At 59.2% G+C, this 21,990-nt stretch carries 20 protein-coding genes; 7 read left to right on the top strand and 13 right to left on the bottom strand.

What is annotated here, in order from left to right; genetic code table 11:
- Nucleotides 1–41 precede the first annotated feature (41 nt).
- Nucleotides 42–1,508, top strand: a complete 1,467-nt coding sequence (locus QEH54_RS03875; protein WP_309017310.1) for an FAD-linked oxidase C-terminal domain-containing protein — start codon at nucleotides 42–44, stop codon at nucleotides 1,506–1,508.
- Nucleotides 1,509–1,533: 25 nt separating this feature from the next.
- A complete protein-coding gene (locus QEH54_RS03870) occupies nucleotides 1,534–2,214 on the top strand; it encodes a YoaK family protein (protein WP_309017309.1) in 681 nt (226 codons plus the stop codon).
- 108 nt (nucleotides 2,215–2,322) lie between these two features.
- On the opposite strand, the gene QEH54_RS03865 is transcribed toward QEH54_RS03870, so the two are convergent.
- Nucleotides 2,323–3,474 (bottom strand): phosphoserine transaminase, encoded by a 1,152-nt coding sequence (locus QEH54_RS03865; protein ID WP_309017308.1) that lies wholly within the window; start codon nucleotides 3,472–3,474, stop codon nucleotides 2,323–2,325.
- A gap of 358 nt (nucleotides 3,475–3,832) precedes the next feature.
- Here QEH54_RS03865 and QEH54_RS03860 point away from each other — a divergent pair, with 358 nt between their 5' ends.
- Entirely contained in the window at nucleotides 3,833–4,339 is a 507-nt protein-coding gene (locus QEH54_RS03860; protein WP_309017307.1) for a hypothetical protein, read from the top strand.
- Nucleotides 4,340–4,439: 100 nt separating this feature from the next.
- On the opposite strand, the gene QEH54_RS03855 is transcribed toward QEH54_RS03860, so the two are convergent.
- From QEH54_RS03855 to QEH54_RS03810, 10 genes are all read right to left on the bottom strand, one after another.
- A complete protein-coding gene (locus tag QEH54_RS03855) occupies nucleotides 4,440–5,270 on the bottom strand; it encodes an FkbM family methyltransferase (RefSeq protein ID WP_309017306.1) in 831 nt (276 codons plus the stop codon).
- 25 nt (nucleotides 5,271–5,295) lie between these two features.
- Complete coding sequence (gene surE / locus QEH54_RS03850) at nucleotides 5,296–6,063, bottom strand: 5'/3'-nucleotidase SurE (RefSeq protein WP_309017305.1); 768 nt, start codon at nucleotides 6,061–6,063, stop codon at nucleotides 5,296–5,298.
- 199 nt (nucleotides 6,064–6,262) lie between these two features.
- Nucleotides 6,263–8,485 (bottom strand): polyribonucleotide nucleotidyltransferase, encoded by a 2,223-nt coding sequence (gene pnp / locus QEH54_RS03845; RefSeq protein WP_309017304.1) that lies wholly within the window; start codon nucleotides 8,483–8,485, stop codon nucleotides 6,263–6,265.
- Between the two features lie 280 nt (nucleotides 8,486–8,765).
- Complete coding sequence (gene rpsO / locus QEH54_RS03840) at nucleotides 8,766–9,038, bottom strand: 30S ribosomal protein S15 (protein ID WP_309017303.1); 273 nt, start codon at nucleotides 9,036–9,038, stop codon at nucleotides 8,766–8,768.
- A gap of 232 nt (nucleotides 9,039–9,270) precedes the next feature.
- Complete coding sequence (locus tag QEH54_RS03835) at nucleotides 9,271–9,666, bottom strand: response regulator (RefSeq protein ID WP_309017302.1); 396 nt, start codon at nucleotides 9,664–9,666, stop codon at nucleotides 9,271–9,273.
- A 24-nt stretch (nucleotides 9,667–9,690) separates the two neighbouring features.
- The gene (locus QEH54_RS03830; protein WP_309017301.1) at nucleotides 9,691–10,338 is read right to left on the bottom strand and encodes a response regulator transcription factor; all 648 of its coding nucleotides are present in this window, start codon (nucleotides 10,336–10,338) and stop codon (nucleotides 9,691–9,693) included.
- A gap of 259 nt (nucleotides 10,339–10,597) precedes the next feature.
- Nucleotides 10,598–11,248 (bottom strand): response regulator transcription factor, encoded by a 651-nt coding sequence (locus QEH54_RS03825; protein ID WP_309017300.1) that lies wholly within the window; start codon nucleotides 11,246–11,248, stop codon nucleotides 10,598–10,600.
- A 174-nt stretch (nucleotides 11,249–11,422) separates the two neighbouring features.
- Nucleotides 11,423–12,592 (bottom strand): outer membrane beta-barrel protein, encoded by a 1,170-nt coding sequence (locus QEH54_RS03820; protein ID WP_309017299.1) that lies wholly within the window; start codon nucleotides 12,590–12,592, stop codon nucleotides 11,423–11,425.
- A 73-nt stretch (nucleotides 12,593–12,665) separates the two neighbouring features.
- On the bottom strand, nucleotides 12,666–13,367 hold the full coding sequence (locus tag QEH54_RS03815; protein ID WP_309017298.1) for a hypothetical protein: 702 nt from the start codon (nucleotides 13,365–13,367) through the stop codon (nucleotides 12,666–12,668).
- Nucleotides 13,360–14,190: an alpha/beta hydrolase family protein gene (locus QEH54_RS03810; protein ID WP_309017297.1), complete on the bottom strand. Its 831-nt coding sequence runs from the start codon at nucleotides 14,188–14,190 to the stop codon at nucleotides 13,360–13,362. The genes QEH54_RS03815 and QEH54_RS03810 overlap by 8 nt, the downstream gene beginning before the upstream one ends.
- A gap of 369 nt (nucleotides 14,191–14,559) precedes the next feature.
- On the opposite strand from QEH54_RS03810, the gene QEH54_RS03805 reads away from it, so the two are divergent.
- Nucleotides 14,560–15,294, top strand: a complete 735-nt coding sequence (locus tag QEH54_RS03805) for an HDOD domain-containing protein (protein ID WP_309017296.1) — start codon at nucleotides 14,560–14,562, stop codon at nucleotides 15,292–15,294.
- A gap of 65 nt (nucleotides 15,295–15,359) precedes the next feature.
- On the opposite strand, the gene gcvP is transcribed toward QEH54_RS03805, so the two are convergent.
- Nucleotides 15,360–18,269, bottom strand: a complete 2,910-nt coding sequence (gcvP, locus tag QEH54_RS03800; RefSeq protein ID WP_309017295.1) for an aminomethyl-transferring glycine dehydrogenase — start codon at nucleotides 18,267–18,269, stop codon at nucleotides 15,360–15,362.
- A 171-nt stretch (nucleotides 18,270–18,440) separates the two neighbouring features.
- Here gcvP and nth point away from each other — a divergent pair, with 171 nt between their 5' ends.
- On the top strand, nucleotides 18,441–19,091 hold the full coding sequence (gene nth, locus QEH54_RS03795; RefSeq protein ID WP_309017419.1) for an endonuclease III: 651 nt from the start codon (nucleotides 18,441–18,443) through the stop codon (nucleotides 19,089–19,091).
- A gap of 166 nt (nucleotides 19,092–19,257) precedes the next feature.
- On the opposite strand, the gene QEH54_RS03790 is transcribed toward nth, so the two are convergent.
- Nucleotides 19,258–19,980, bottom strand: coding sequence for a type II secretion system protein (locus QEH54_RS03790; protein ID WP_309017294.1), 723 nt, complete (start codon nucleotides 19,978–19,980; stop codon nucleotides 19,258–19,260).
- Nucleotides 19,981–20,269: 289 nt separating this feature from the next.
- On the opposite strand from QEH54_RS03790, the gene ilvE reads away from it, so the two are divergent.
- Both ilvE and QEH54_RS03780 read left to right on the top strand, forming a co-directional pair.
- The gene (ilvE, locus tag QEH54_RS03785; RefSeq protein WP_309017293.1) at nucleotides 20,270–21,136 is read left to right on the top strand and encodes a branched-chain-amino-acid transaminase; all 867 of its coding nucleotides are present in this window, start codon (nucleotides 20,270–20,272) and stop codon (nucleotides 21,134–21,136) included.
- Between the two features lie 340 nt (nucleotides 21,137–21,476).
- A complete protein-coding gene (locus tag QEH54_RS03780) occupies nucleotides 21,477–21,986 on the top strand; it encodes a UvrB/UvrC motif-containing protein (RefSeq protein WP_309017292.1) in 510 nt (169 codons plus the stop codon).
- Nucleotides 21,987–21,990: the final 4 nt, after the last annotated feature.

The following is a 21,990-nucleotide window of genomic DNA, read 5'->3' as shown; positions in this document are numbered from 1 at the left end:
GGGTTGCCAAACAGGCCCGCTTGACTCTTGATGCGGCCTTTATGTCACGCGCATCGAAGAAATTTCAAAAGGCTACCGAGGCTTTGCTGGAAACGCTCGGCAGTCGCAAGGTCAAGCTCGACGAAGCATCCAAGTACATGGCGTCCTTCGACAGCAGCAAGCTGTCGTTCGCCTATGAGGCGCTGGTTCTCGCTCGCAGCGAGAGGGACGTGGAAACGACGCTGAAGCTGGCCAACGACTTTGGCATTCCGGTCACTACGCGGGGCGCTGGCACCTCGCTCACCGGTTCGGCTTCTCCGATCAAGGGCGGCTGGGTATTGGACGTTTCCAGGATGAACCGGATCAAGATACTGAAAGGCAAGTCCATGGCGGTGGTGCAGCCAGGGGCGGTGGTGAAGGACATTCAGGACGCGGCGGAAGCGCAAGGGCTGTTTTATCCTCCGGACCCTTCCTCGCAAAAGTACTGCACCATCGGGGGAAACGTGGCTTGCAACGCGGGAGGCATGCGTTGCGCCAAATACGGCGTCACTCGCGATTTCATTCTGGCGTTGGAGGGCTACCTACCCACGGGAGAAAAGGTGTCATGGGGAGGTGAATACAAGAAGTTCGCTACGGGCTATAACGTGCGCGATCTTTGGATCGGCAGCGAGGGCACGCTCGGAGTGGTCACCAAGGCTGTGCTTCGTCTGCTGCCCAAACCCGAAAAGACCTGGACGGTGCTGGTGGCCTTCGAAAACGACCTCAAGGCTCTGGAGGCGGTGCAGCGTTTGCTTCTCGCAGGGCAGAATCCGTCTATCCTGGAGTTTCTGGATACGAACTCGGTTTACTGCGCGGAGGAGATCGCGGGTGTGAAGCTCTTCAAGGGACTTTCGCTCAAACCCTTGCTTTTGGTCGAGTTTGACGGTCCGGCTAGCGTGCTGCGCGAAGATAAGAAAAAAGCGATCGAGTGGGCGAAAGCCTATGGACTCGCGTATCGTGAAGCGAAGACTGCGGCTCAAACGGACACGCTTTGGTCGGTGCGGCGCAAGTGCAGCGGGGCGATGTTCGCGCTGGGCGACGCCAAGATAAACGAGGACATCGTGGTGCCGCTGGAAAGCCAGGCCAAGTTCGCCCGGTTCCTCAAGCAGCTGCAGAAGAAGTGGAAGCTGTCCATGCCGACCTTCGGGCATGCCGCGGATGGAAACTTCCACGTGAACATCATGTACTATCGCGACGACGAAGATCAGCGACGTCGGGCGAAGGGGGCGGTGAACGATCTCATGAAGAAAGTCGTCGCTCTCGGCGGCACCATTTCGGGCGAGCACGGAATCGGTTTGGCGAAGACGCCGTTCATGAAATACGCCCGAAACGAGGCGGAAATGGCTGCCATGCGGGCGATCAAGAAGGCCTTGGATCCGAAAGGCATTTTAAATCCAGCGAAGTTGTTCGATGAATACGAGGTCTGGGGAAAACGCCCGGAGAAGGTGAACCTGCCGTGGGACAAGAAGCCGATCCTGCCGAAGGCCTGAACAGATCAACGGAGACTTCGAAGGCATGATGGTCCATGAGATCAGTCCAAGGCACGTGTTGCTCGGAGGCTGTTTCCTCGCGTTTGGAGCCGCGTTTGTGAATGTGGGCTTCATCCTGCAGACCGGCGCTTCGGTGAGCCATTTGACAGGTGACCTGACGCGGGTAGCGATCGAACTCTCTTCGATCGACACGGCCGTTGGACGAAGCTTGGCTCGAGTGGGGCTGGCAACGCTAGGGTTTATCGCTGGCGCGTTTGTATCCGGTTATTTACTACATGCGTCCAAGCTGGAAATGAGAAAGCCCTATGGCCGCGTGATCAGCGGCATCGGACTGATGCTGCTGTTGGCTTTCGGGCTGATGGACTGGAGTGTGGAGGCGGCCATCGGCCTATCGGGAGTAGCCTGTGGCTTGCAGAACGCTTTGGCGACTCGGTATCGCGGCTCCATCTTGCGCACGACGCATGTGACAGGCTTGCTGACGGATTTGGGAGTGATGCTCGGCATGCGCTCCCGTAGCCGAAACATCGAAGGCTGGCGAATCGGGGTGCCGTTTTTTCTTTCGCTATCGTTTTTTCTCGGATCGTTGGCGGGAGCGTTCGGCTCGTACCACCTGCAGTCCCACTGGCTGCTCGTGGCGGGCTTTGGCTATTTGATTGGCGGAATGGGCTGGAGTCTGGCGAAGCGTCTTTACTTTGGGATCTCCTGACGAATCCGAGGCGCATGCTCGGGAGGCTCGGCGCAATCAAGAAAAACGCCTCGCGGGTGGGCGAGGCGTTTCGAAGGTCTGAAATGAAGTTTCCGAGATGAAGCGAGGCTAGTTGCCCGCTTTGACTTCAGCATAGGCCCAGTCCAGCCAAGGCAGCAGCGCCTTGATGTCTGCTGTATCCACGGTGGCCCCTCCCCAAATGCGGAAACCGGTCGGGGCGTCGCGATAGGAGCCGAAATCGTAGCCGACTTCCTCCTTTTCAAGAAGAGAAACGATCTTCTTGGCCGCAGCGGCTTGTTGGTCCGCAGGCAGGCTGGTGAACCACTCGTCGGTGATGCAGAGGCAGATGGACGTGTTGGAGCGGATGGCTTTGTCCTCAGCGAGGAAGCCGATCCAGTCGGATTTCTCCACCCATTCCTCGATCGCGGCGAGGTTGGCGTCGCTGCGCTGGATGAGGGCTGGCAGTCCGCCGATCTCCTCGGCCCACTTGAGGCCGTCCACTGCGTCCTCCACGGCGAGCATGGAAACGGTATTGATGGTCGCCCCTTCGAAGATGCCGCTGATCAGCTTGCCGCCCTTGGTCATGCGGAAGATCTTTGGCAGCGGCCACGCGGGCACGTAGCTCTCGAGGCGCTCGACGGCGCGAGGGCTGAGCACGATCATGCCATGAGCTGCTTCGCCGCCCATGACCTTCTGCCAGGACCAGGTGACGACATCGAGCTTGTCCCATGGCATGTCCATGGCGAACACGGCGGATGTGGCGTCGCAAATGGTGAGGCCTTCTCGGTCGGCAGGGATCCAGTCTCCGTTTGGCACCTTGGCGCCGGAGGTGGTTCCGTTCCACGTGAAGACCACGTCGTTGGCGAAATCCACTTGGGAAAGGTCGGGGATCTGTCCGTAGTCAGCGGTCAGCGTGCGTGCGTTTTCCAGCTTGAGCTGCTTGATGACGTCGGTGACCCAGCCGGAGCCGAAGGATTCCCAAGCGAGCATGTCGACTCCGCGGGCTCCCAGAAGGGACCAGAGGGCCATTTCCACAGCGCCTGTGTCAGAGGCGGGAACGATGCCGCAAACGTAGTCCTCGGGAATGCCGAGGATCTTCTTGGATCGATCGATCACTTCCTGGATGCGCGCTTTGGCGAGCTTGGCTCGATGGGATCGGCCGACCAGAGCGTCTTCGAGGGCGGAGAGGCTCCAGCCCGGTCGCTTCGAGCAGGGGCCCGATGAAAAGAAGGGTCGATTCGGTTTTTCAGAAGGTTTCATTCTCTGACTTTGGTTGAAGGAGCGAGATGAGTAGGCGTTGCGCTGGCCGCTGTCAATGATAGGCGGCGGACGCGAACTTGAGTCTCGCTGCGAGAGCAGCAGCTGGGAATTCGGCGGAGAGAGGTTGGAACGGGAAATGAAGAGAGGAGTCCGTAGTCGGGTCGCATCCTTTGGAAAAAAGGAGGAGAACGACCAATACAAACAACTGAAAACGGAGACACCAACTATGTTACTCACTAAGAACCAAGATTTTGCAGAAAGACTGGGGCAAGGGCTCAAAAAGGCTTTAGCCGCGTTCGCTTCGATCGGGCTTTTTGTTGGAACTGCGGTAGGACAGAGCAATGCGCAATCCAGCGGTATGGAAATGCAACCTGAGGAGGCGGCTGCGAATCCGGAGGTCCAGGAGGAATTGATCGAGGTGCGTCAGCAGCTGCAGGTCGTGGAAGCGAAGATCCAGGAGATCGAGGACAAGGCCATGCAGAGCGAGGAGCTCCAGGCGGCTCAGGACGAGTTTTTCAAGGAGCTCCGCCAAGCGGCTATCGCTCACAATCCAGAGATGGAAAACAAGTTTCAGCGTCAGGATCAGCTGGTGGAAGAGCTAAAGGACCACCCTGAGCTGAGAATGCCTGCGATGGAGCGGAGTCCGGAGATCAACGAGAAGATCGAAGAGTTTCGTACCCTGCGCACGCAGATCAATCCGGTGGTGCAGAGCGTAGCTGCCCAGGAGGAAATCCAGGAGAGCCAGGAGGAGTTTCAAAAGGCGGTATTCGAGGGCATGAAGGAAGTCGACCCGCAGGCCGACGAGCTGCTCGCTCAGCGATCTCAGCTCTTCGATCGCTACCAGAAGCTCGCCGCAAGAATGTAGCGAAAAGTCCGATACGCTGGCTCGACGAGGAGCCGTGAGGACTTTTTTCGAACGCGATTCGCGGTTTTGTATCGACGATTAAGATACGGGCCGCGGATCGCTAAGCCGTCGCCACGGTGTAGGAGCCGGCGCTGCCGATGGTGGATGGTGTGAGCGTGCCGTCCGGATGCAGTTTGTTGAGCGTGTAGCCGAGCGAGAGCAGATAGGTCTCGATCTTGAGAAAGTTGTCGCGCTCGGGACCGCTGCTGAAGCGGCTCAAAGTCTCGAAGTAAAGGGTGGGCTTGAATCGCTTCAGCGTTTCTTCGGCCCCCTTGAAGACCTGCAGCTCCATCCCTTCCACATCGACTTTCATGAAGGAAAGCTCCTGCACGTCGTTTTCCTGAGTGTAGGCGTCCAGAGTGATGACCTTTGATTCGATGTCGCCCTGATCGCCGAGCATTCCGTTGCCCGGATTCCCCGGGTCTTCGCTCCAGTAGAGCGTTCCTGGCTGGTCGCTGATGCCGACGTTGTTGAGGGTGACGCGGCCGCGCAGCTCGGGGTTGAGCTCGAGGTTCGCGCTGAGGCGCGCGAAGTTGGTGGGATTGGGCTCGAAGGTGTGAACGCGTCCGCCTTCCCCGACCGCTTCAGCGAGGGCGATGGAAATGGCTCCCACGTTCCCCCCCACGTCGAAGCAGGTGTCGCCCGGCTGAACGACACGACGGGCCAGCGCCACCAGTTTTTCCTCGAACTTGCCGGTCCACATGATGCGCTCCACTTTGTAGCGCGTGTCGATGTTGACGGAGTATTTGCCCAGGTATTGGTCGAAGACGAAACGCATGCCTTCGGGGGCCGCCTTTCGGTAGTTCGGGTGCTTTTCGAGAAAAGCGAGGCGCTTGGGTTCGGAGAGAAGCTTGAGAAACGCTCGCTTCAGGGCGCGGTTGACTTGGGCCATGGCGGAATGTGGTGAACGGACTGGCTCAAGCTAAGCGACCGAGTCGCGAGAAATCGAGCTTGGAGTAGCTGATGTGGCCCGATTTCAGCGTTTCCCGATCGGTCGGCGATGCTTCCTGGTTTTCGCCCAGTTCGCGATAGGCGAAGTTGTATCCTGATTGGCGATACTGGAAAAAGCTGCCAGCCACGGTGAGAGCGGGATTGGAGGGCACGATCGTGGCTCCTTCGAGCGGGGCGCTGGGAAAATTGATCTTGTGCACGACGCCGTAGGCGGGCTCGTTGCTTTGCAGTTTCGTCTCCACGAAGTCTGCGAGAATCTTCGCGGCGAGGGCGGCCTTGGCGCCGAGCGCGTCGCCGAGGGCCTGAGGATCGTCTTTCAGGCGGTCGTAGTCGCCACGAGCCAGTCCCAAGGAAGCGGCGAATGACGGTATCCCGTGCAGAGCGCCTTCGAGAGCGGCCCCCACGGTGCCGGAGGAAAGCAGGTAGGCGAGGCCCGCGTTGTGGCCGACGTTGATGCCGGAGATGACGCAGCGCGGCAGCTCGTCGAGCAGGTGGCCGAGCGCGAGGTTGACGCAATCCGCGGGCGAGCCGGAGATGGAGTACGCCTCGCAGGGGAGGTCCTTGCGTTCGATGACGTCGATTTCCTTGAATCGGCTCATGCATTTTCCCACCCAGCTCTGCTCGTAGCGTGGGGCGGCGACGACTACTTGGCCGAGTCGTTGAAATTCGGATACGAGGGCGAGAAGCAGGGGCGAATCGATGCCGTCGTCGTTGGCGATAAGGATCTTGGGCATGGGATGTTGAATGGGGGATCGGTTTTTTAGAAAGCGGTTGACGCGTTTTTCGCATCATCAGTCGCCGAGATTGAGCGCGTTTCGCAGAAAAGCGGCCACATGGATTACGATTTTCGCAGCGGCGTTTCCGAGAAACGCGCGAGCGTACAAAAAAGCGCCCTAGGCTGCGGAGAGCCTAGGGCGCTGTGGTTGAAACTGATTACGCTTTGGCGGTTTCTTCTTCGCTGGACTCTTCCTGCTCTTCAGCGGCTTCGGAATCGGCGGGAGCGTCTTCCTCCGCGGCGGCCTGCTTGGCTGCCTTGCGCGCTTCGAGCTCTTCGAGAGCGGCCTTGCGGCTCAGGCGAACGCGTCCACGCTCGTCGACGCCGATGCACTTGACCACCATTTCGTCGCCCGGTTTGCAGACGTCTTCGGTCTTGCGGACGCGGAAGTCAGCCAGCTCGGAGATGTGCACCAGACCTTCTTGGCCAGGAAGCACTTCGACGAAGCAGCCGAATTCCTTGGTGGCCTTGACGATGCCGCGGTAGATCTTGCCTTCTTCGATTTCGCCGCAAACCAGGTCGATTTCGTGGAGGGCGCGCTTCATGGCGTCTTCGTTGGTGGCGTAGACGTTCACGCGGCCCGAGTTGTCCTCGTTGATGTCGATCTGAGCGCCGGTGATTTCGACGATGCGGCGGATGTTCTTGCCGCCTGGACCGATGAGGGCGCCGATCTTCTCCGGGTTGATCTGCACGGTGGCGATACGTGGAGCGGTAGCGGCGACCTCTTCGCGAGGCGCTTCGAGGGCGGAGGCCATGTTTTCCAGAATGGCCAGACGAGCTTCGCGGGACTGGGCCACGGACTCGCGAACGATGTCGAAGGGAAGTCCGTTGATCTTGAGGTCCAGCTGGAATCCGGTGATGCCGTTCTTGGTGCCGGCGATCTTGAAGTCCATATCGCCGAAGTGGTCTTCTTCGCCGAGGATGTCGGTGAGAACGATGTGCTTGGAGATCTTGCCGGACTCGTCGTTTTCAGAGACGAGACCGCAGGAGATGCCTGCGACTGGATCGGTGATGGGCACGCCTGCGTCCATCAGGGAGAGACAGCCGCCGCAGATCGAGGCCATGGAGGTCGAGCCGTTGGAAGCCATGATCTCGGAGCTGATGCGGATGGTGTACGGGAAAACGTCCTCGCTGGGCACGACCGGCAGAAGCGAACGTTCGGCCAACGCTCCATGTCCGATCTCGCGACGGCCGGGGGAGCCGAAGCGTCCGGTTTCGCCAACGGAGAAGGGAGGGAAGTTGTAGTGCAGCATGAAGGACTTCTTGGACGGTCCTCCGGTGACGGCGTCGAGGCTTTGGGATTCGTTGGCCGGACCGAGAGTGGTCAAAACGAGGGCCTGCGTTTCGCCGCGCGAGAAGAGGGCGGAACCGTGTACGCGAGGCACCACGCCGACCGCGCTCTTGAGTTCGCGCAGTTCGTCCGGCTTGCGGCCGCCAGCGCGAGTGTTGTCCTGTAGGATGGACTTGCGGTAGGTGTGCTCCAGCAGCTCTTCCATGGCCATGTTGAGCTGGGCTGGGTTGTAGTCGTCTCCGTACTTTTCTTCCAGGGCTCCCTCGGCGAGACCCTTGAGCTCGTCGATCTTGGCGTTGCGCTCCTGCTTGTCTCCAGCGGCGCAGGCTTCCTTGATGCGGTCGCCCACGAGGTTGTTGACGATCTGGCGCACGTCGTCTTCCAGCACGCAGAGAGGAAATTCCTTCTTCTCCTTGCCGGCTTCGGAGCGGAGCTGCTCGATGCCTGCGATGACTGGCTGAATGGCTTCGTGGGCGAATTCGAGGGCTTCGAGGAAGCGATCTTCCGGCAGCTGGTCGGCGGAGCCTTCGATCATGAGCATTTCGTCCTTGGTGCCGACGTAGATGAGGTCGAGGTCGGAGGCGTACTGCTCTTCAACGGTCGGGTTGACCACGAAGTGTCCGTCGATCTGTCCCACGCGCACGGCGCCGATGGGGCCGTTCCAAGGGATGTCGGAGATGGCGAGAGCGGCGGATGCGCCGTTCACCATAAGGATGTCGGCGTCGTTGACCTGGTCTGCGGAGAGCAGGAAGCCGATGATCTGCACCTCGTTGAGGAAGCCCTTCGGGAAGAGGGGGCGGCAGGGACGGTCGCAGAGGCGGGAGGTGAGGATTTCCTTTTCGGAAGGACGGCCTTCGCGCTTGAAGTAGCCGCCTGGGATGCGGCCGGCCGCGGCGTACTTTTCGCGGTAGTCGACGGTGAGGGGGAACCAGTCCTGACCTTCGCGGATGGTCTTGGCCACGGTGGCGGAGACGAAGAGGCTGGTTTCGCCGCAGGTCACGGTGACGGCGCCGGAGGCGAGGTTTGCCACATCGCCGGTGGCGAATGTGATGTCGAGATCGTCGACGGTGATGCTATGTTTCTGTATCATTCTTTTCGTTACGTCTTTTCGGATGACGACTCGGAGAACGGGATCGGTCTAAAATCTGAAGAATTTTCCGAATGGGGCCGAGCTGTGGGGCTTGGGGGGAGAGTGGGCCGCATTCGGAAAAATCCTCAGACGGATCTCTGTTCTCCCGGGTCGTCGGGGTTGGTTTACATATGGTTAGTTATGCGAAAAAGCCCGCGAATGGGTATTCGCAGGCTTGGAAAGTGATCAACATCGCTCGTTTTGCAATGAGTGACCTGAGGTGAACGCCACGGTTGCCGCGTTATTTGCGGAGGTTCAGGCGCTGCAGGAGCTCGTTGTATTTTTCCAGGTCGTGCTTCTTCAGGTAGTTGAGAAGCTTGCGGCGACGAGCGGCCATGGCCAGAAGGCCGCGGCGGGTGTGGAAGTCCTTGCGGTGTTCGCGAAGGTGCTCCGTGAGGTGGTTGATGCGAGCGGTCAAGAGGGCGATCTGCACGTCGGCGGAGCCGGTGTCGGAATCGTGCGTCTTGAAGTCGCTGATGATTTGAGTCTTATCTACAGAAGTGCTGCTAGCCATTTGTGTTTCGTTTTCGAATTTCACGGAAGGTCGGAAGGTCGTTTGACGATCCCTAGCCAAGGTTTCGCTGGGCTAGACGCTGACACCTCGAGGGAGGCGCTTCCGCGGAGGCGAGCGGTGTGGCCGCTGGTCTCTAGCGTGAAAGCGGTCTAAAAGAAACGATCCGCCGCGATGCGCAACACTAAAATGCGTCTTGGATGCGGATCGCGGAGGGCGAAAGCCGCTGGGATCGCTATCGATGCCGCAGGGCGCTCAGCTTCTCCTCGAAGGAGCCGAAGGTGAAGGGCTTCTCGATGAATAGCGAGCTTTCCTGGGCGGCGTTCGGATTCTGGGAGAGTTCGCTGAATCCGGACATGACGAGGAAGCGATCGCAGGCGCCGCGCTGCTTTGCGGTCTCTATGACCGCCTCGCCGCCGACCTTCGGCATCAGCAAATCGGTCACGATCAGATCGAGTTTTCCGTTTTCCAGCTGATCGATGATATCGATAGCCGCTTTTCCGTTGGCGGCTTCGAGCACGTCGTAGCCCAGTCGGTGAAGGTAGTGGGTGACGATGTCACGGATGAGCTCGTCGTCCTCCGCCAGTAGTGCGGTGCCGTTTGGATAGTCTGACCGGTTGCGTTCGTTCACTCGAAAGGGGCTGTGTAGAAGTTGCTAAACTGGATGCATGCGCATCGCGTAGCGCATCAACTCCTGCGGGCTGTCCAGCTTGAGCTTCGCTTTGATGCGCGACCGGTGAGACTCTATCGTCTTTACGCTGATTTGCAGCGCCTGAGCGATCTCTTTATTGTTTTTTGACAGCCCGATTTGCTCGATGATGAGGAGCTCCTTGTCGGACAGGCAGTCGAATCCGGGCTCGTCGCCTTCGGGCTCCTGTCCCGCCAGCTTGTTGACCATCACGGTCTTGACGCGCTCGCTCACGTGGAGTCCGCCGCTGGCGACGGTTTCGATTGCGGCGAGCAGGTCGGGCAGCGGCTGGGTTTTCATCAGGTAGCCGGACGCCCCGGATTTAAGGCAGCGCTCGGCGTAGAGGCGCTCGTCGTAGCTGCTGATGACCAGAAGGGAAGCTTGCGGGTAGCGGTTTTTAAGCTCTCGAAGGGCGGCTACGCCCTTGGGCATGAGGGACCCGATTTCCACGATGATGAGGTCGACTTTGAGGGTGTCGGACAGCTCGCGCAGGCGCTGGGCCTGCTGCACCAGCAGGTAGTTGCCGTGTTTGGCGAAGAGGGCGTTCAGTCCAAGGCCGCAGACTGGGTGCTCGTCGATGAGAAGCACCCTTTGGGGAAGGTTCTGTTGGATCATGTTTCGTCGTTAGGGAGGGGAACATGATATCCGAAATCGCCTCGCTGATACAATCGGGGCGCCTCTGCGCTTGGCATAGCGAAATGCTTGTCGGGCAGCTGGTTAAACGCTGATCGCGTCGCCTCCTTTTGCCTGAACGAACTCCTAGAGAGGATTCGCTAGGGACGCGAAAAAGCCGACCTCGCGAACGGGATCGGCTGGATCGCGAACGCCTTCGGGCTCGTTTGCCCGTGGCGTCCAAAAGTGATTGTCGGGGCAGCTAGTTGTCTTGCTGGTCGACCCACTGGACCGAGAACTGAACGAGCTCGGTGGCGTTGCGCAGGTTGAGCTTTTCCTTCACGTGAGCTCGATGGGACTCGATGGTCTTCACACTGAGGTGCAGGCTTTCGGCGATTTCTCGGGTGGAGAGACCGCGTCCGATGAGCTGGACGACTTCGAGTTCGCGATCGGTGAGTCGGTCGACGGGTGATGCGGCGGCGTTGGATGGACCGCTGACGATCTGGTGGAGCACTTGGTCGGCTACACGAGCGCTGACGTAGATCTCGCCCTTAAGGATCTTGCGAATGGCCTCCACGATCTTTTCCGAGGATTCCTTCTTCATCACGTAAGCCTTGGCGCCGGCCCGCAGAGCGCGCTGGGCGTAGATGGACTCGTCGTGCATGGAGAAGACCAGAATGGGAATCGTCTCGTGGATGGCTTTGACGTTCTTGATCAGCTCCAGCCCGTTGTTTCCCTGCAGGGAAATGTCGACGATGATGACGTCCGGGCTGGTGTTGTCGATGCCTCGCATGGCGGAGGAAGCGTCTTCCGCTTCACCGCAAACCTCCAGGTCCTCCTGGCTGCTGATGATTTGCGCCAGTCCCTGACGTACAAGAGGGTGGTCGTCTACGATGAATACCTTGATCGCCATTTTGTGAATTCCCGGTTCGGAGTAGGTTCGCTTAGGAAAGAGTTGTTAATAGAAAGTTGGCGCGGGCGCCTAGGAGGCAAGTAATTTCATACGCCGCAGCTAGTCGATTTGTAATTCGGTCGATTGCGAGCGTTCTTTAGGGGAGTATGGAGCTCAAGTACTTAGGGAAGTCGCTTAGTAGCTGAGGGTGGTGGATAGGCTCAATTGCGAGGAACTGTAGTCGCTGATAGCCACATTGGAGTCCGATTCGCGCAGGTTGTAGAAGGCGCTGGCGGTCCAGTTGGGCCGGATGCTGTAGCGAGCGCCGACTTGGAAAGTGAGCACGTCGTCGTTTCGAGCGTTCTCGGAATAAACGAAGTCGTTGCTGGAGAGACCGAGGGAACTCACGAACGCCAGCCGCTGGCGCGGGGTGTAGTCCACGCTGAGGGTGGCTTGGCTGCTCTCGACGGTGCGGTCGTCGTCGGTGACGTCGAGCCCGCGGCTGAACAGCAAAGCGACGTTGGTCTTCTGGTTCGCCGGGTAGCGCAAGCTGCCGTTGAGCGTGAGGCGATCGCTTCCGCCGTCCCGGTTGACCGATTCGCTGGTCTGGGTGGAGGTGTAGCCGAAGGAAAGGTCCGCTTCGAGTTTCGGAAACAGGCGCTCGGGCAGGATCTGTCCGGTGATGCCGAAGTTGATGCCATCGTCGCGATCGTCCACGCCCTGGTTGATCAGGCCACGATCGGTTTTTCGGTCTTGGATCCTGTAGTCGACGTAGGCGCCGATGCGGCCAAGGAGTTCTCGGGCATGCACGCCCGCGTACACGGCGGTGGTCTCGTTGTCGTTCAGGAAACTGCTTCCTGCGATGCCGTTGCTGGAGCGATCGCTGTAGCTGACTCCGGAGCGCAGGCCGAGCTTGCGGCCGATCTGGTAGTTCGACGAGATGCTCGCCGAAAGCGTTTCCATGTTCAGGTTGCTGTTGGTGAAGTAGTTAGCCCGAATTCCATCGAAGTAGGATACATTCCAGCTGCCGGACCACTTGGGGCCCGCTCCGTAGGGGATGTCGCCGGAGAGTCCGAAGCTGAGGGAGTCGGAATCGAGCTGGTCGTTGTCCTCGTAGCGGGATATCGGGGCTGAAAGGTGGGCGCTGGCGTTGAGCTTCGAAGTTTCCTGCGTGAAGGTGAGGGCCGGGGTGAACGTGTAGATGGTGTCGGAGGTCCCCAGAGCGCTGGGCACGGCGCGATCGGTGAAGGTGATGTCGAAGGTGGCCTGGGCGTTGATTTCGCCCTTGCCGAAGCGGGCGCCAGCCTGGGCGAAGCTGGTCAGGCAGAGCAGGGAGGCGAGAAGGGAGAGTAGGCGTGAGTTCATGCGGCGAGGTTGTTTGAGAATGGGCAGAGGCTGCGCGTGTTGAGTGGGTCCGGGGATGATTGTTTCGATTGGCTCAGAGAGCAAGTCTCTGCAAGGCAGTGGAAAGCAGTCCGATCGCGGCGCCGAAAACGCCTCCCCAGACCACCAGCCAGCCGAGGTGCTCCCGAATGAGGTCGGACAGGATTTGCTTAACTTGAGGGGCGGTGAGCTCCTCGAGCTTTCCTTGCACCAAGGTTTCGATGGTCGGGCGCATCTTTTCGAAGGAGCTGTGGGAGTGGCTGATGTCGAGCGATTGCAGGATCTGGTCGATGCGCCGCCGAAACTCCTCCTTGAAAGGCTCGCGCAACGGTTCGAGGGCGGAGACGCCGCCGAACATGGAGAGCATGCCGCCGAATTTCGATTTCGCCACCACCTGTAGGAAGCCTTCGAACAGCTCGTCCAGGTCGATGTTTTTCTCGATCGCGTCCGCGTCTAGGCTCTGATGCAGGGCGGTGTCGGCGAACTTCATGAAGTTTTCCTCCGTAAAGAAGCTCTCCATGACCAGTTTGTGGATGGCTGCCTTGAACTGCTCGAATCGGGCCGCGATGACCCCCGAGCCGTAGAGTCCGGGAACGCGCTCGAAGAGCATGTGCACCGCCAGCCAGTTGGTGACTGCTCCGGCCAGCGCGAAGGTGCCCGCGTTGACGATGAAGGCTTTTAAGGCTCCGTCGGGCAGCAGCAGACCGCCGATCAGCAGCAATAGGGCTATGAGATTGGTTGCCAGGCTCTTATTCATGCTGGTTCTTAAAAACGCCTTCCCCGCGAGGCGTCGAGTCTTTGAGTTGAACTTCGCTCGAATCGGGCAGCTCGGGCAGCTGCATCCAAGCGAGGGCGTCTTGGATCTGAGCGTCCCAGTAGGCCCAATCGTGGTCGCCGGGTGGCTCTTGGTACTCGATTTCCAGCCCCAGCTGGCTCGCTTCGTGGTGAAAGCTGCGATTGACCGGGCACAGGTAGTCCTGATCTCCGCAGCTCTGCAGCAAGCGGGGCTGGCGTCCGGCGAGACGGCGAGCGAGAGCCAACAGGTCGTTTTCGCTGCCGAGATAGTCCTCGCCGGGCCCGAAGACCGATTGCCATTCCGGGAAAAGCTCGTCTCGACGATGCTCGAGTTTGGAAAGATCGAGCGGTCCGGACAGGCTGACGGCGCTCCCGAAGCGTCCCGGATAGGTCAAGGCGAGCTTGAAGGCTCCGTACCCGCCCATGGACAGGCCTGCCACGTGAGTCTGATGGGGATCCGAGGAAATGGGAAAGTAGTGCCGACACAGCTCCGGCAACTCGTCGGCCACGAAATCGAAATACCGATAGCCTGAGCGGGTGTTTGCGTAGAAGCTGCGATGCACCGCCGGCATGACGATGGTGACGTCGTAGCGTTCGGCGTAGCGTTCGATGGAGCTACGGCGAATCCAGCCGCTATGGTCTTGGGACAGCCCGTGCAGAAGGTAGAGTACAGGGCTGCGATGACCGGATCCGAAATGGGTCAGGCTGCGTTGGTTGACCACGATATTGGCGCTGCATGCGAGCCCGAGGAGCTCCGATTTGAAATCGAACTGGATCAATGCCATGCCGCTACCTTGATCAGACTTTCGCGTTGTTCAATGCCTGATATGGACCGCCCCAGCCAGGGACCGATCGATCTGCTCGCTCACCCTCGATCATTGGAGCATCGGGGAACGCCTTATGGTTCTCTGCCACGCGTTTTTGGGGGCGGACTCTATTCCGTTGGCCTGCCGTTTTGCGCTAGACTTGCCGCAGCGGACGCCCTGTTTCCTTCCGATCGTCGCATTGTCAGGAGTCGGGGCTTTCGCGCGCTCGAAATGGCTTCCTGGTCCTCATCTTCAGCTCAAGAGCCTGCCAGGAATTGGCAGGGCGAAATCTCTCGGTGTATCGATTCATTCCCTACGCCGCGAAGCGCTTCATGGTCGCTGTTTGATATGGGGCAGAAGGAGTTCGGCTCGCTCCCGCAGGCGACCGACTGGGTGTGTCGTCATCCCGAGTTGTCGCTCCGATTGCTGAAGAACGTGCCGGAGGACTACGACGGGGATGCGAGCGCCATGTCGGTGGATTCGGCCTTGCGGACGATGGGGCTGACGCGTGTGGGGGAGATGGCCCTGAGCTGGAGCTACTGGGAGCTGGTTCCTCGCGAATTGCCAGTCTACGGGCTTTCTCGAGAAGAGTTCTTTCTGCAGGCTCACGCTGGCGCCGTCGCCATGCAGCTCTTCAACGATCAAGGCGAGCTGGGGGCATTGGAAGCCTTCGCGATCGGATTGCTGCACGGAGCGGGCATGTTGGCGATTGATCGAGCTCTGCAGTCGCGCTCTAAGGAAACGCCTCGCCTGGCCGCAGAAACGCCTCGAAAGCTTGCCGACCTCGAAAAAACTTTGCTGGGGACCGAGCACGCATGGGTGGGCGGAAGCCTGCTGGCTCGCTGGAGTTTGTCTGAGGAAATCGTCCGGCCGGTGGCTAGACAGTTCGATGGAGAGGGGTCGGATCTGCAGCAACGCTTGTCGATCTCGCGCTATATCGCTAACCGAGTCGTGGACGCAGCGCGCGGCGCGCGCAGCCCCTTGGGAAGCAAGGAGAACGTCATCTATCGCGGCTATTCTCTGTATCAAGTATTTGAGTACGCGAAAAAGCGCAGCAAGCAAAGCTTCGCCGGGTTGAACTAGCCTGACTAAAGGGTGGTTGTCGTCAGGCGGGTCGTCCCTCGCTCGAGTCGCTTCCGATCCGACCGTTATTTCTCTTCCTGATAGGCTTCCAAGGGGAGGCAGGAGCAGACCAGATTGCGATCTCCGAAGACGTTGTCGACGCGGGCCACCGCGGGCCAATACTTGTATTCACGAGACCAGGACGCAGGGAAGGCGGCTTCGTCGCGAGTGTAAGGCGAGCCCCAATCGTGGCGGGTCACCGCTTGGCTGGTGTGTGGAGCGTTTTTTAGCGGATTGTCTTCTCGCGGCCATTTGCCGGAGGCCACGTTTTCCATTTCGCCTTTGATCGAAATAAGAGCGTCGCAAAGCCGATCCAGTTCGGCGATGGATTCGCTTTCGGTTGGCTCGATCATCATGGTGCCTGGTACGGGGAAGGACATGGTGGGCGCATGGAAGCCGTAGTCCATGAGCCGCTTGGCGACGTCCTCCACCTCGATGCCCGACTTCGGTTTCCAGTCACGGAAATCGATGATGAACTCGTGGGCCACGAGTCCGCTCTCGCCGCGGTACACGATATCGAAATGGCTTTCGAGGCGTTGGGCCATGTAGTTCGCGTTGAGGATGGCGGTCTTGGTGGCGAGTGTCAGGCCTTGGGCGCCCATCATGCGGATGTAAGCCCATGAGATGGGAAGAATGCTGGCGCTGCCGTAGGGCGCTGCGGAGACGGCGCCGATGCGTTGTTCGCCGGAGAGCGTGTCGCTCAGGCAATGTCCGGGCAGAAAGGCAGCGAGATGCTTCGCGACGCAGATCGGGCCCACGCCGGGACCTCCTCCACCGTGCGGTATGCAAAAGGTCTTATGCAAATTGAGGTGGCAAACATCGGCTCCGATTTCGCCGGGGCTAGTGAGTCCCACCTGAGCGTTCATGTTGGCCCCGTCCATGTAGACTTGGCCGCCGTGCTGGTGCACGAGCTCGCAGATTTCCCGTACCGACGATTCGAATACGCCGTGGGTCGACGGATAGGTGATCATCAAGGCGGCAAGCTCTTCGGAATGCTTCTCCGCTTTGGCGCGCAAGTCCGACAGGTCGATGTTTCCTTGATCGTCGCAGGCCACCACGACGACCTTCATGCCTACCATTGCGGCGCTGGCGGGATTCGTGCCATGAGCGGAAATGGGGATGAGGCAGATGTTGCGTTGGTCATGTCCGAGGCTCCGCTGATAGGCTCGAATGGCGAGCAAGCCTGCGTATTCGCCTTGGGAGCCGGCGTTCGGCTGGAGGGAGGTTGCGTGGAATCCGGTGATTTTCGCCAGCCAATGCTCGAGTTGCTTGATGAGTTGCTGATAGCCTTCGGTTTGATCCGAAGGGGCGAAAGGATGCATGTCCGCGAACTCCGGCCAGGTGATCGGCAGCATTTCCGCCGCAGCGTTGAGCTTCATGGTGCAGGATCCCAGCGGAATCATCGAGGTCGTCAGCGACAGATCACGGTTTTCCAGGCGCTTGAGGTAGCGCAGCATCTCGGTCTCCGTATGGTACGAATTGAATACAGGATGGCTGAGGTAGTCCAGCTCGCGCGAAAGGGCGGGTACTATCGACGTATCCACTTCCGCGGCGATGCTTTCGAGCTCCTCGCAGCTGACGGAGCGATCGCTCAACGCGGAAAGCAGCTTCGACAGATCGCCTGCCGAGGTGGTTTCATCGAAGGCGATGCCGATGGCGGTGGAGCTGACCTGGCGCAGATTGAAGCCGGCCTCGGCGGCGCGTTTGCAAAGGGCGTCGGCTTGTGGCGTGTTCGCGACCAGCGTATCGAAACGTTCGCCGGGGGCGATTTCGAAGCCATGTTTTTCTAGAACGCTTTGGGCAACCTTGGTGAGAAGCCGCACGCGATTGGCGATCGCTCTCAGTCCTGCTGGTCCATGGTAGACCGCGTAGGCGGCTGCGATGTTGGCCAGCAAGGCTTGTGCGGTGCAAATGTTGCTCGTGGCCTTGTCGCGACGAATGTGCTGCTCGCGCGTTTGCAGGGCGAGGCGCAAGGCTGGATTGCCATCGCGATCTTTGGATACGCCGATGATGCGACCTGGGATCTTGCGCTTGTAGGCGTCCCGAGTGGCGAAGAAAGCGGCATGCGGACCGCCGAAACCCATGGGCACGCCGAAGCGTTGGGCGCTGCCGATCGCCACGTCCGCTCCGAGCTCGCCTGGAGATTTCAGGAGTGTCAGAGCTAGAAGATCGGTGGCGACGATCGTCAGGGCTTTGTTTTCCTTCGCCCTCTCGGCGATAGGCGAAACGTCTTCCGCGAGACCGTTGGCGTCAGGATACTGTAGTAGGACGGCGAATACCTGTTCGAAGCTCTGTTCCTGCTCAAAATCGACCACATCAACCGCGATGCCCATCGGTTCAGCTCGAGCTTGCAGCACTTCGATGGTTTGGGGAAAGCAGTTTTTGGATACTAGGATTCGATGGTTTCTTCCTCCTTTGCCAGCCTGTGAAAACGCTAGACTCATGGCCTCCGCCGCTGCGGTGCCTTCGTCGAGAAGCGAGGCGTTGGCGATTTCCAAACCGGTCAGATCGGAGACCATGGTCTGAAAGTTGAGCAGGCCTTCCATGCGGCCTTGGGAAATCTCCGCTTGGTAGGGAGTGTATTGCGTGTACCAGCCCGGATTCTCCAGAATGCCCCGCTGGATGACCGGAGGCGTGATGGTCGGATAGTATCCGAGGCCGATGTAGCTCTTGTTCACCTTGTTCTTTGCGGCGATGCCCTTGAGCTCAGCGAGCATCTCGTGCTCGCCGCATGGCGCGGGCAGTCCGTCGAGTCCATCGATGCGAATGGATGCGGGCACGGCCCGGTCGACGAGGGCGTCCACGCTCTCGTATCCGAGCTGCTGGGCGATCTTTTCCGCCGCGGGGCCATGCGTGCCCAGGTGGCGCGGCGCAAAGGCGTCCAGTTTGGAAAGTCGTGACGATTCGGAAAGCGAAGGGTCGGCGGATGTAGGCATGGTCGGCACAGTAGGAAGGCGCACGTTCAAATCAATGCGACAGTTTCGCAAATTTCGTTGGGTCCTCCGTGAGACCCTTCGAGTTTTAACTACAACCTTGTAGTCAAAACTGAGAGCGGGTGAGGTGGATTTAGGTTGTCAATCGTGAGCTAGCTCGCTCCTACCTTGGAGATGACGAAGAAGGAGAGGGCGGCATACGTGGATGGCGAGTTGGATCGGTTGTATCCTGAAACTCCGGTGCCTCTGGATCATGTGGACGCCTACACCTTGTTGGTCGCGGTACTGCTGTCCGCTCAGTGCACGGATGCTCGGGTCAACAAGACCACGCCCGCTCTCTGGGCCCTCGCTGGCACGCCGCAGGAAATGATGACCATTCCAGTGGAGGAAATTCGCGAAGTGACCCGCCCATGCGGCTTGTCGCCTCGAAAGTCACAGGCGATTAGCGAATTGTCTCGTATTCTAGTGGAAAAACATGGGGGCGAAGTGCCGCGCACGTTCGAGGAGCTGGAGGCCTTGCCTGGGGTGGGTCACAAGACGGCTTCGGTGGTGATGGCCCAGGCCTTCGGGCATCCGGCTTTCCCAGTTGATACTCACATCCATCGTTTGGCTCAACGTTGGGGGTTGACGAGCGGCAGAAATGTGATGCAGACGGAAATGGACCTGAAAGCTTTGTTTCCCCGAGAACGCTGGAATAGCTTGCACCTGCAAATCATTTTCTATGGACGCGAACACTGCACGGCGCGCGGCTGCGATGGCACGGTATGCCCGATTTGCCGAGAGCTCTACCCGAATCGCAAAAAGGCGGTGGTGACGCGGAAATGAGGGGGCGAGCTATGTTTTTCGCCGACAGATTTCTCAGATGACTCAGATCTCAGTCAAATGAAGGTTATCTGCGCTATCTGTGTCATCTGTGGTTAAAAACTCAGGACACGAAAAAGCCCCAGCGGTCGGGCTGAGGCTTCGAGAAAACGACGGGATCGTCTATCGACTAGGGTAGGCTCGAGCGGATTTCCGCGGTGGCGATATCGGAGATCGCTTCCTGAATGGAATCTGCGGGCTGTCCGGTAGGAGTGATCAGCTTGTCGGTTAGGTCTTCGTACCAGGTGACGCTGCCGTTGAGGAAGGCGATATGGCCGCCAGAGGATTGATAGACATCGGTGTCGCCCCAAGTCGAAGAACTTGGAGTCGCCATCCGGCTGAATGCGACCGGAGTTGTAGACTGCATCCAGGTGGCTAGACCAGTGACGTAATCGAAAGAAAAATCGTCTGGGCTGAGATTCGTGTTCACTGAGTAGCCTTCGCCTGCTCCAAGACCATCTCCATCCGCGTCGGCAATGAATGTGTAGAGGCCTCCTCCTGGCAGGGTCTTCTTTTCGTTTTCACTCTGCCAAACGCCGGGATCGTTCAGCTCGCCACCGAGCGCAAGCACCGCAGCGACATCGACGATGTCGTTGTCCGATCCGATGTCTATAATGCCGTCGGCTCCCAGTGTCTGTTGCGGTCCGACAAACTTCTCCCCGTTCTGAGCGGCGAACATTTGTGAGGCTTGCACGATGCGGCGCAGGTCGTTCACATCGCTGGTCTTCTTGGCCAGGGTACGGAACTGTCCCACAGTCGGAACGAGAATCGCGGAGAGGATCGCCACGATGGCGATCACGGTGAGCAGTTCGATCAAAGTGAAACCGCGTTTGTTGTGGGAGAGCGTGGTCATTGTGAAAGGAATTACGAGTTCGGTTGCCTTAGTAAGAATATGATTACTAAGAACTCATACGTAACTGCCAAATTCGCTCCGCTTCAAGTGACAAAGCCGTGTCGTAGGACATCAGCAGAGTTCGGAGGAGGCGGATCTCGTCTTTTCCCTTATATTTCCGTAGGGGCGGCGCGACGACTCTAGGGCGCTACCCGAAGGTTGCGGGTGGCCGACGGGCAGCTTGGCTTTTGCGTCGCTGGCGCAATTTTGATTTGCAAGGCGCAGGGCCCCCCGCACTTATACGGCGCATATGAAGATTTATCTGGACGGGCAGTTTGTGGACAAGGAGGACGCCAAGATTTCGGTTTTCGATCATGGCCTGCTTTATGGCGATGGGATATTCGAAGGGATTCGCCTGTACAGGAACTGCGTGTACCGTCTGGACGAGCATCTGGAGCGTTTGGAGTACTCCGCCAAGGCTATTCTGCTGGACATGCCATGGAGCCGCGAGGAGCTGTCCGAGCTGGTGTGCGAGTCCTGTCGGGTGAACAACCTGAGCGACGGCTACATTCGCCTGCTGGTGACGCGTGGACCGGGGAGCTTGGGCTTGTCGCCGAACTCCTGTCCCAAGCCGTCTCTGATCATCATCGCCGACAAGATCGCCCTCTATCCGGAGGAGTGCTACTCCGAGGGCCTTTCCATCGTGACGGTGCCGACGCGTCGCACCAATCCCGCGGCTCTCAATCCGGGCGTGAAGTCTCTGAACTACCTGAACAACATCATGGCGAAGATCGAAGCGGCTCAGGCCGGCGCCTTGGAGGCGATCATGCTGAACGATCAGGGCTACGTTGCGGAGTGCACGGGGGACAATCTTTTCATCGTTCACAAGGGCAAGATGTACACGCCCGACGCGGCGAATGGGGCCTTACGGGGCATCACGCGCCAGGCGGTGATCGACATCGCTCGGGAGCAAGGTCTCGAGGTGCGGGAGTGCAATCTGACCCGCTACGAGATTTGGAACGCGGACGAGTGTTTCCTCACCGGCACCGCGGCGGAGTTGATCCCGGTGGTGAAGCTGGATTCGCGGGTTATTGGAGACGGCGCCCCGGGCAAGGTGACCAAGCAGCTGCACGCGGCGTTTCACGACGAAGTGATCAGTCACGGCACCATGCTGTAGGGCGAAGGTGGGCGCGTTTAGGTGGAATGACTCGTCCCCGAGGCGTTCTCTCCAGGCGCTTAGCCAAGGTCCTTGCGCAAAGAGCGCCCCGGAGGTCACGCTCCATCTTTCGTTGGGAGATCTCGGGTTTGGAGTCGCTGCAGCTTTCTGCCGGACAATATCGTAAAATAGTGTGAAAATCAGCGTCGGGCTTTTGAGACCTGAGCAAAGGGGTGTTCATTATAGTGGACACCGGGCGCTCGCTCGGCCAAACAATGGCATGGCGAATGCATTGCTTGAGTCCTTCACTTAGGCGAAGCGTTCTGCCTCGTTAACCTTAACCAACCCTAACTATTCGATAATGGCGAAGCCACTGAAATGCGATGTCTGCGACAAGCCGGCAACCGTGCACTTGACGCAGATTATCAACAATCAGATTCACAAGATCGACCTTTGCGAAGCGTGCGCCGAGCAGAAGGGCATCACTGATCCGAGCGGCTACTCCCTGGCGGACCTGCTGGTCAAGCCGGACGCGACCGCTGGAGTGGAAGTCGATGCCATGGTCTGCCCGGAGTGCGGATGCTCGCAGCGCGATTTCAAGAAGACGGGACGGGTGGGCTGCTCGGTTTGCTACGACACCTTCGACGCCTTGGTGACGCCGGCTTTGGTGAACATGCATCGGGGCGACAGGCACCGCGGAAAGGTGCCTCAGCGAGCGTTGGAGCGAAAGAGCTTCATCGAGCGGCTCAGCGCGTTGGAGTCCAATCTCAACGACGCGATCCACAGCGAGCGCTACGAGGACGCGGCTCGCGTGCGTGACGAGATCATCGAATTGAAGAAAGCCATGGCCGAGTCGGCCAAGGAGGCGTAGCTTT

This window comes from Pelagicoccus sp. SDUM812003 (assembly GCF_031127815.1).
Taxonomy (GTDB): domain Bacteria; phylum Verrucomicrobiota; class Verrucomicrobiia; order Opitutales; family Opitutaceae; genus Pelagicoccus.
This window is presented reverse-complemented; position numbering and strand designations above follow the sequence as displayed.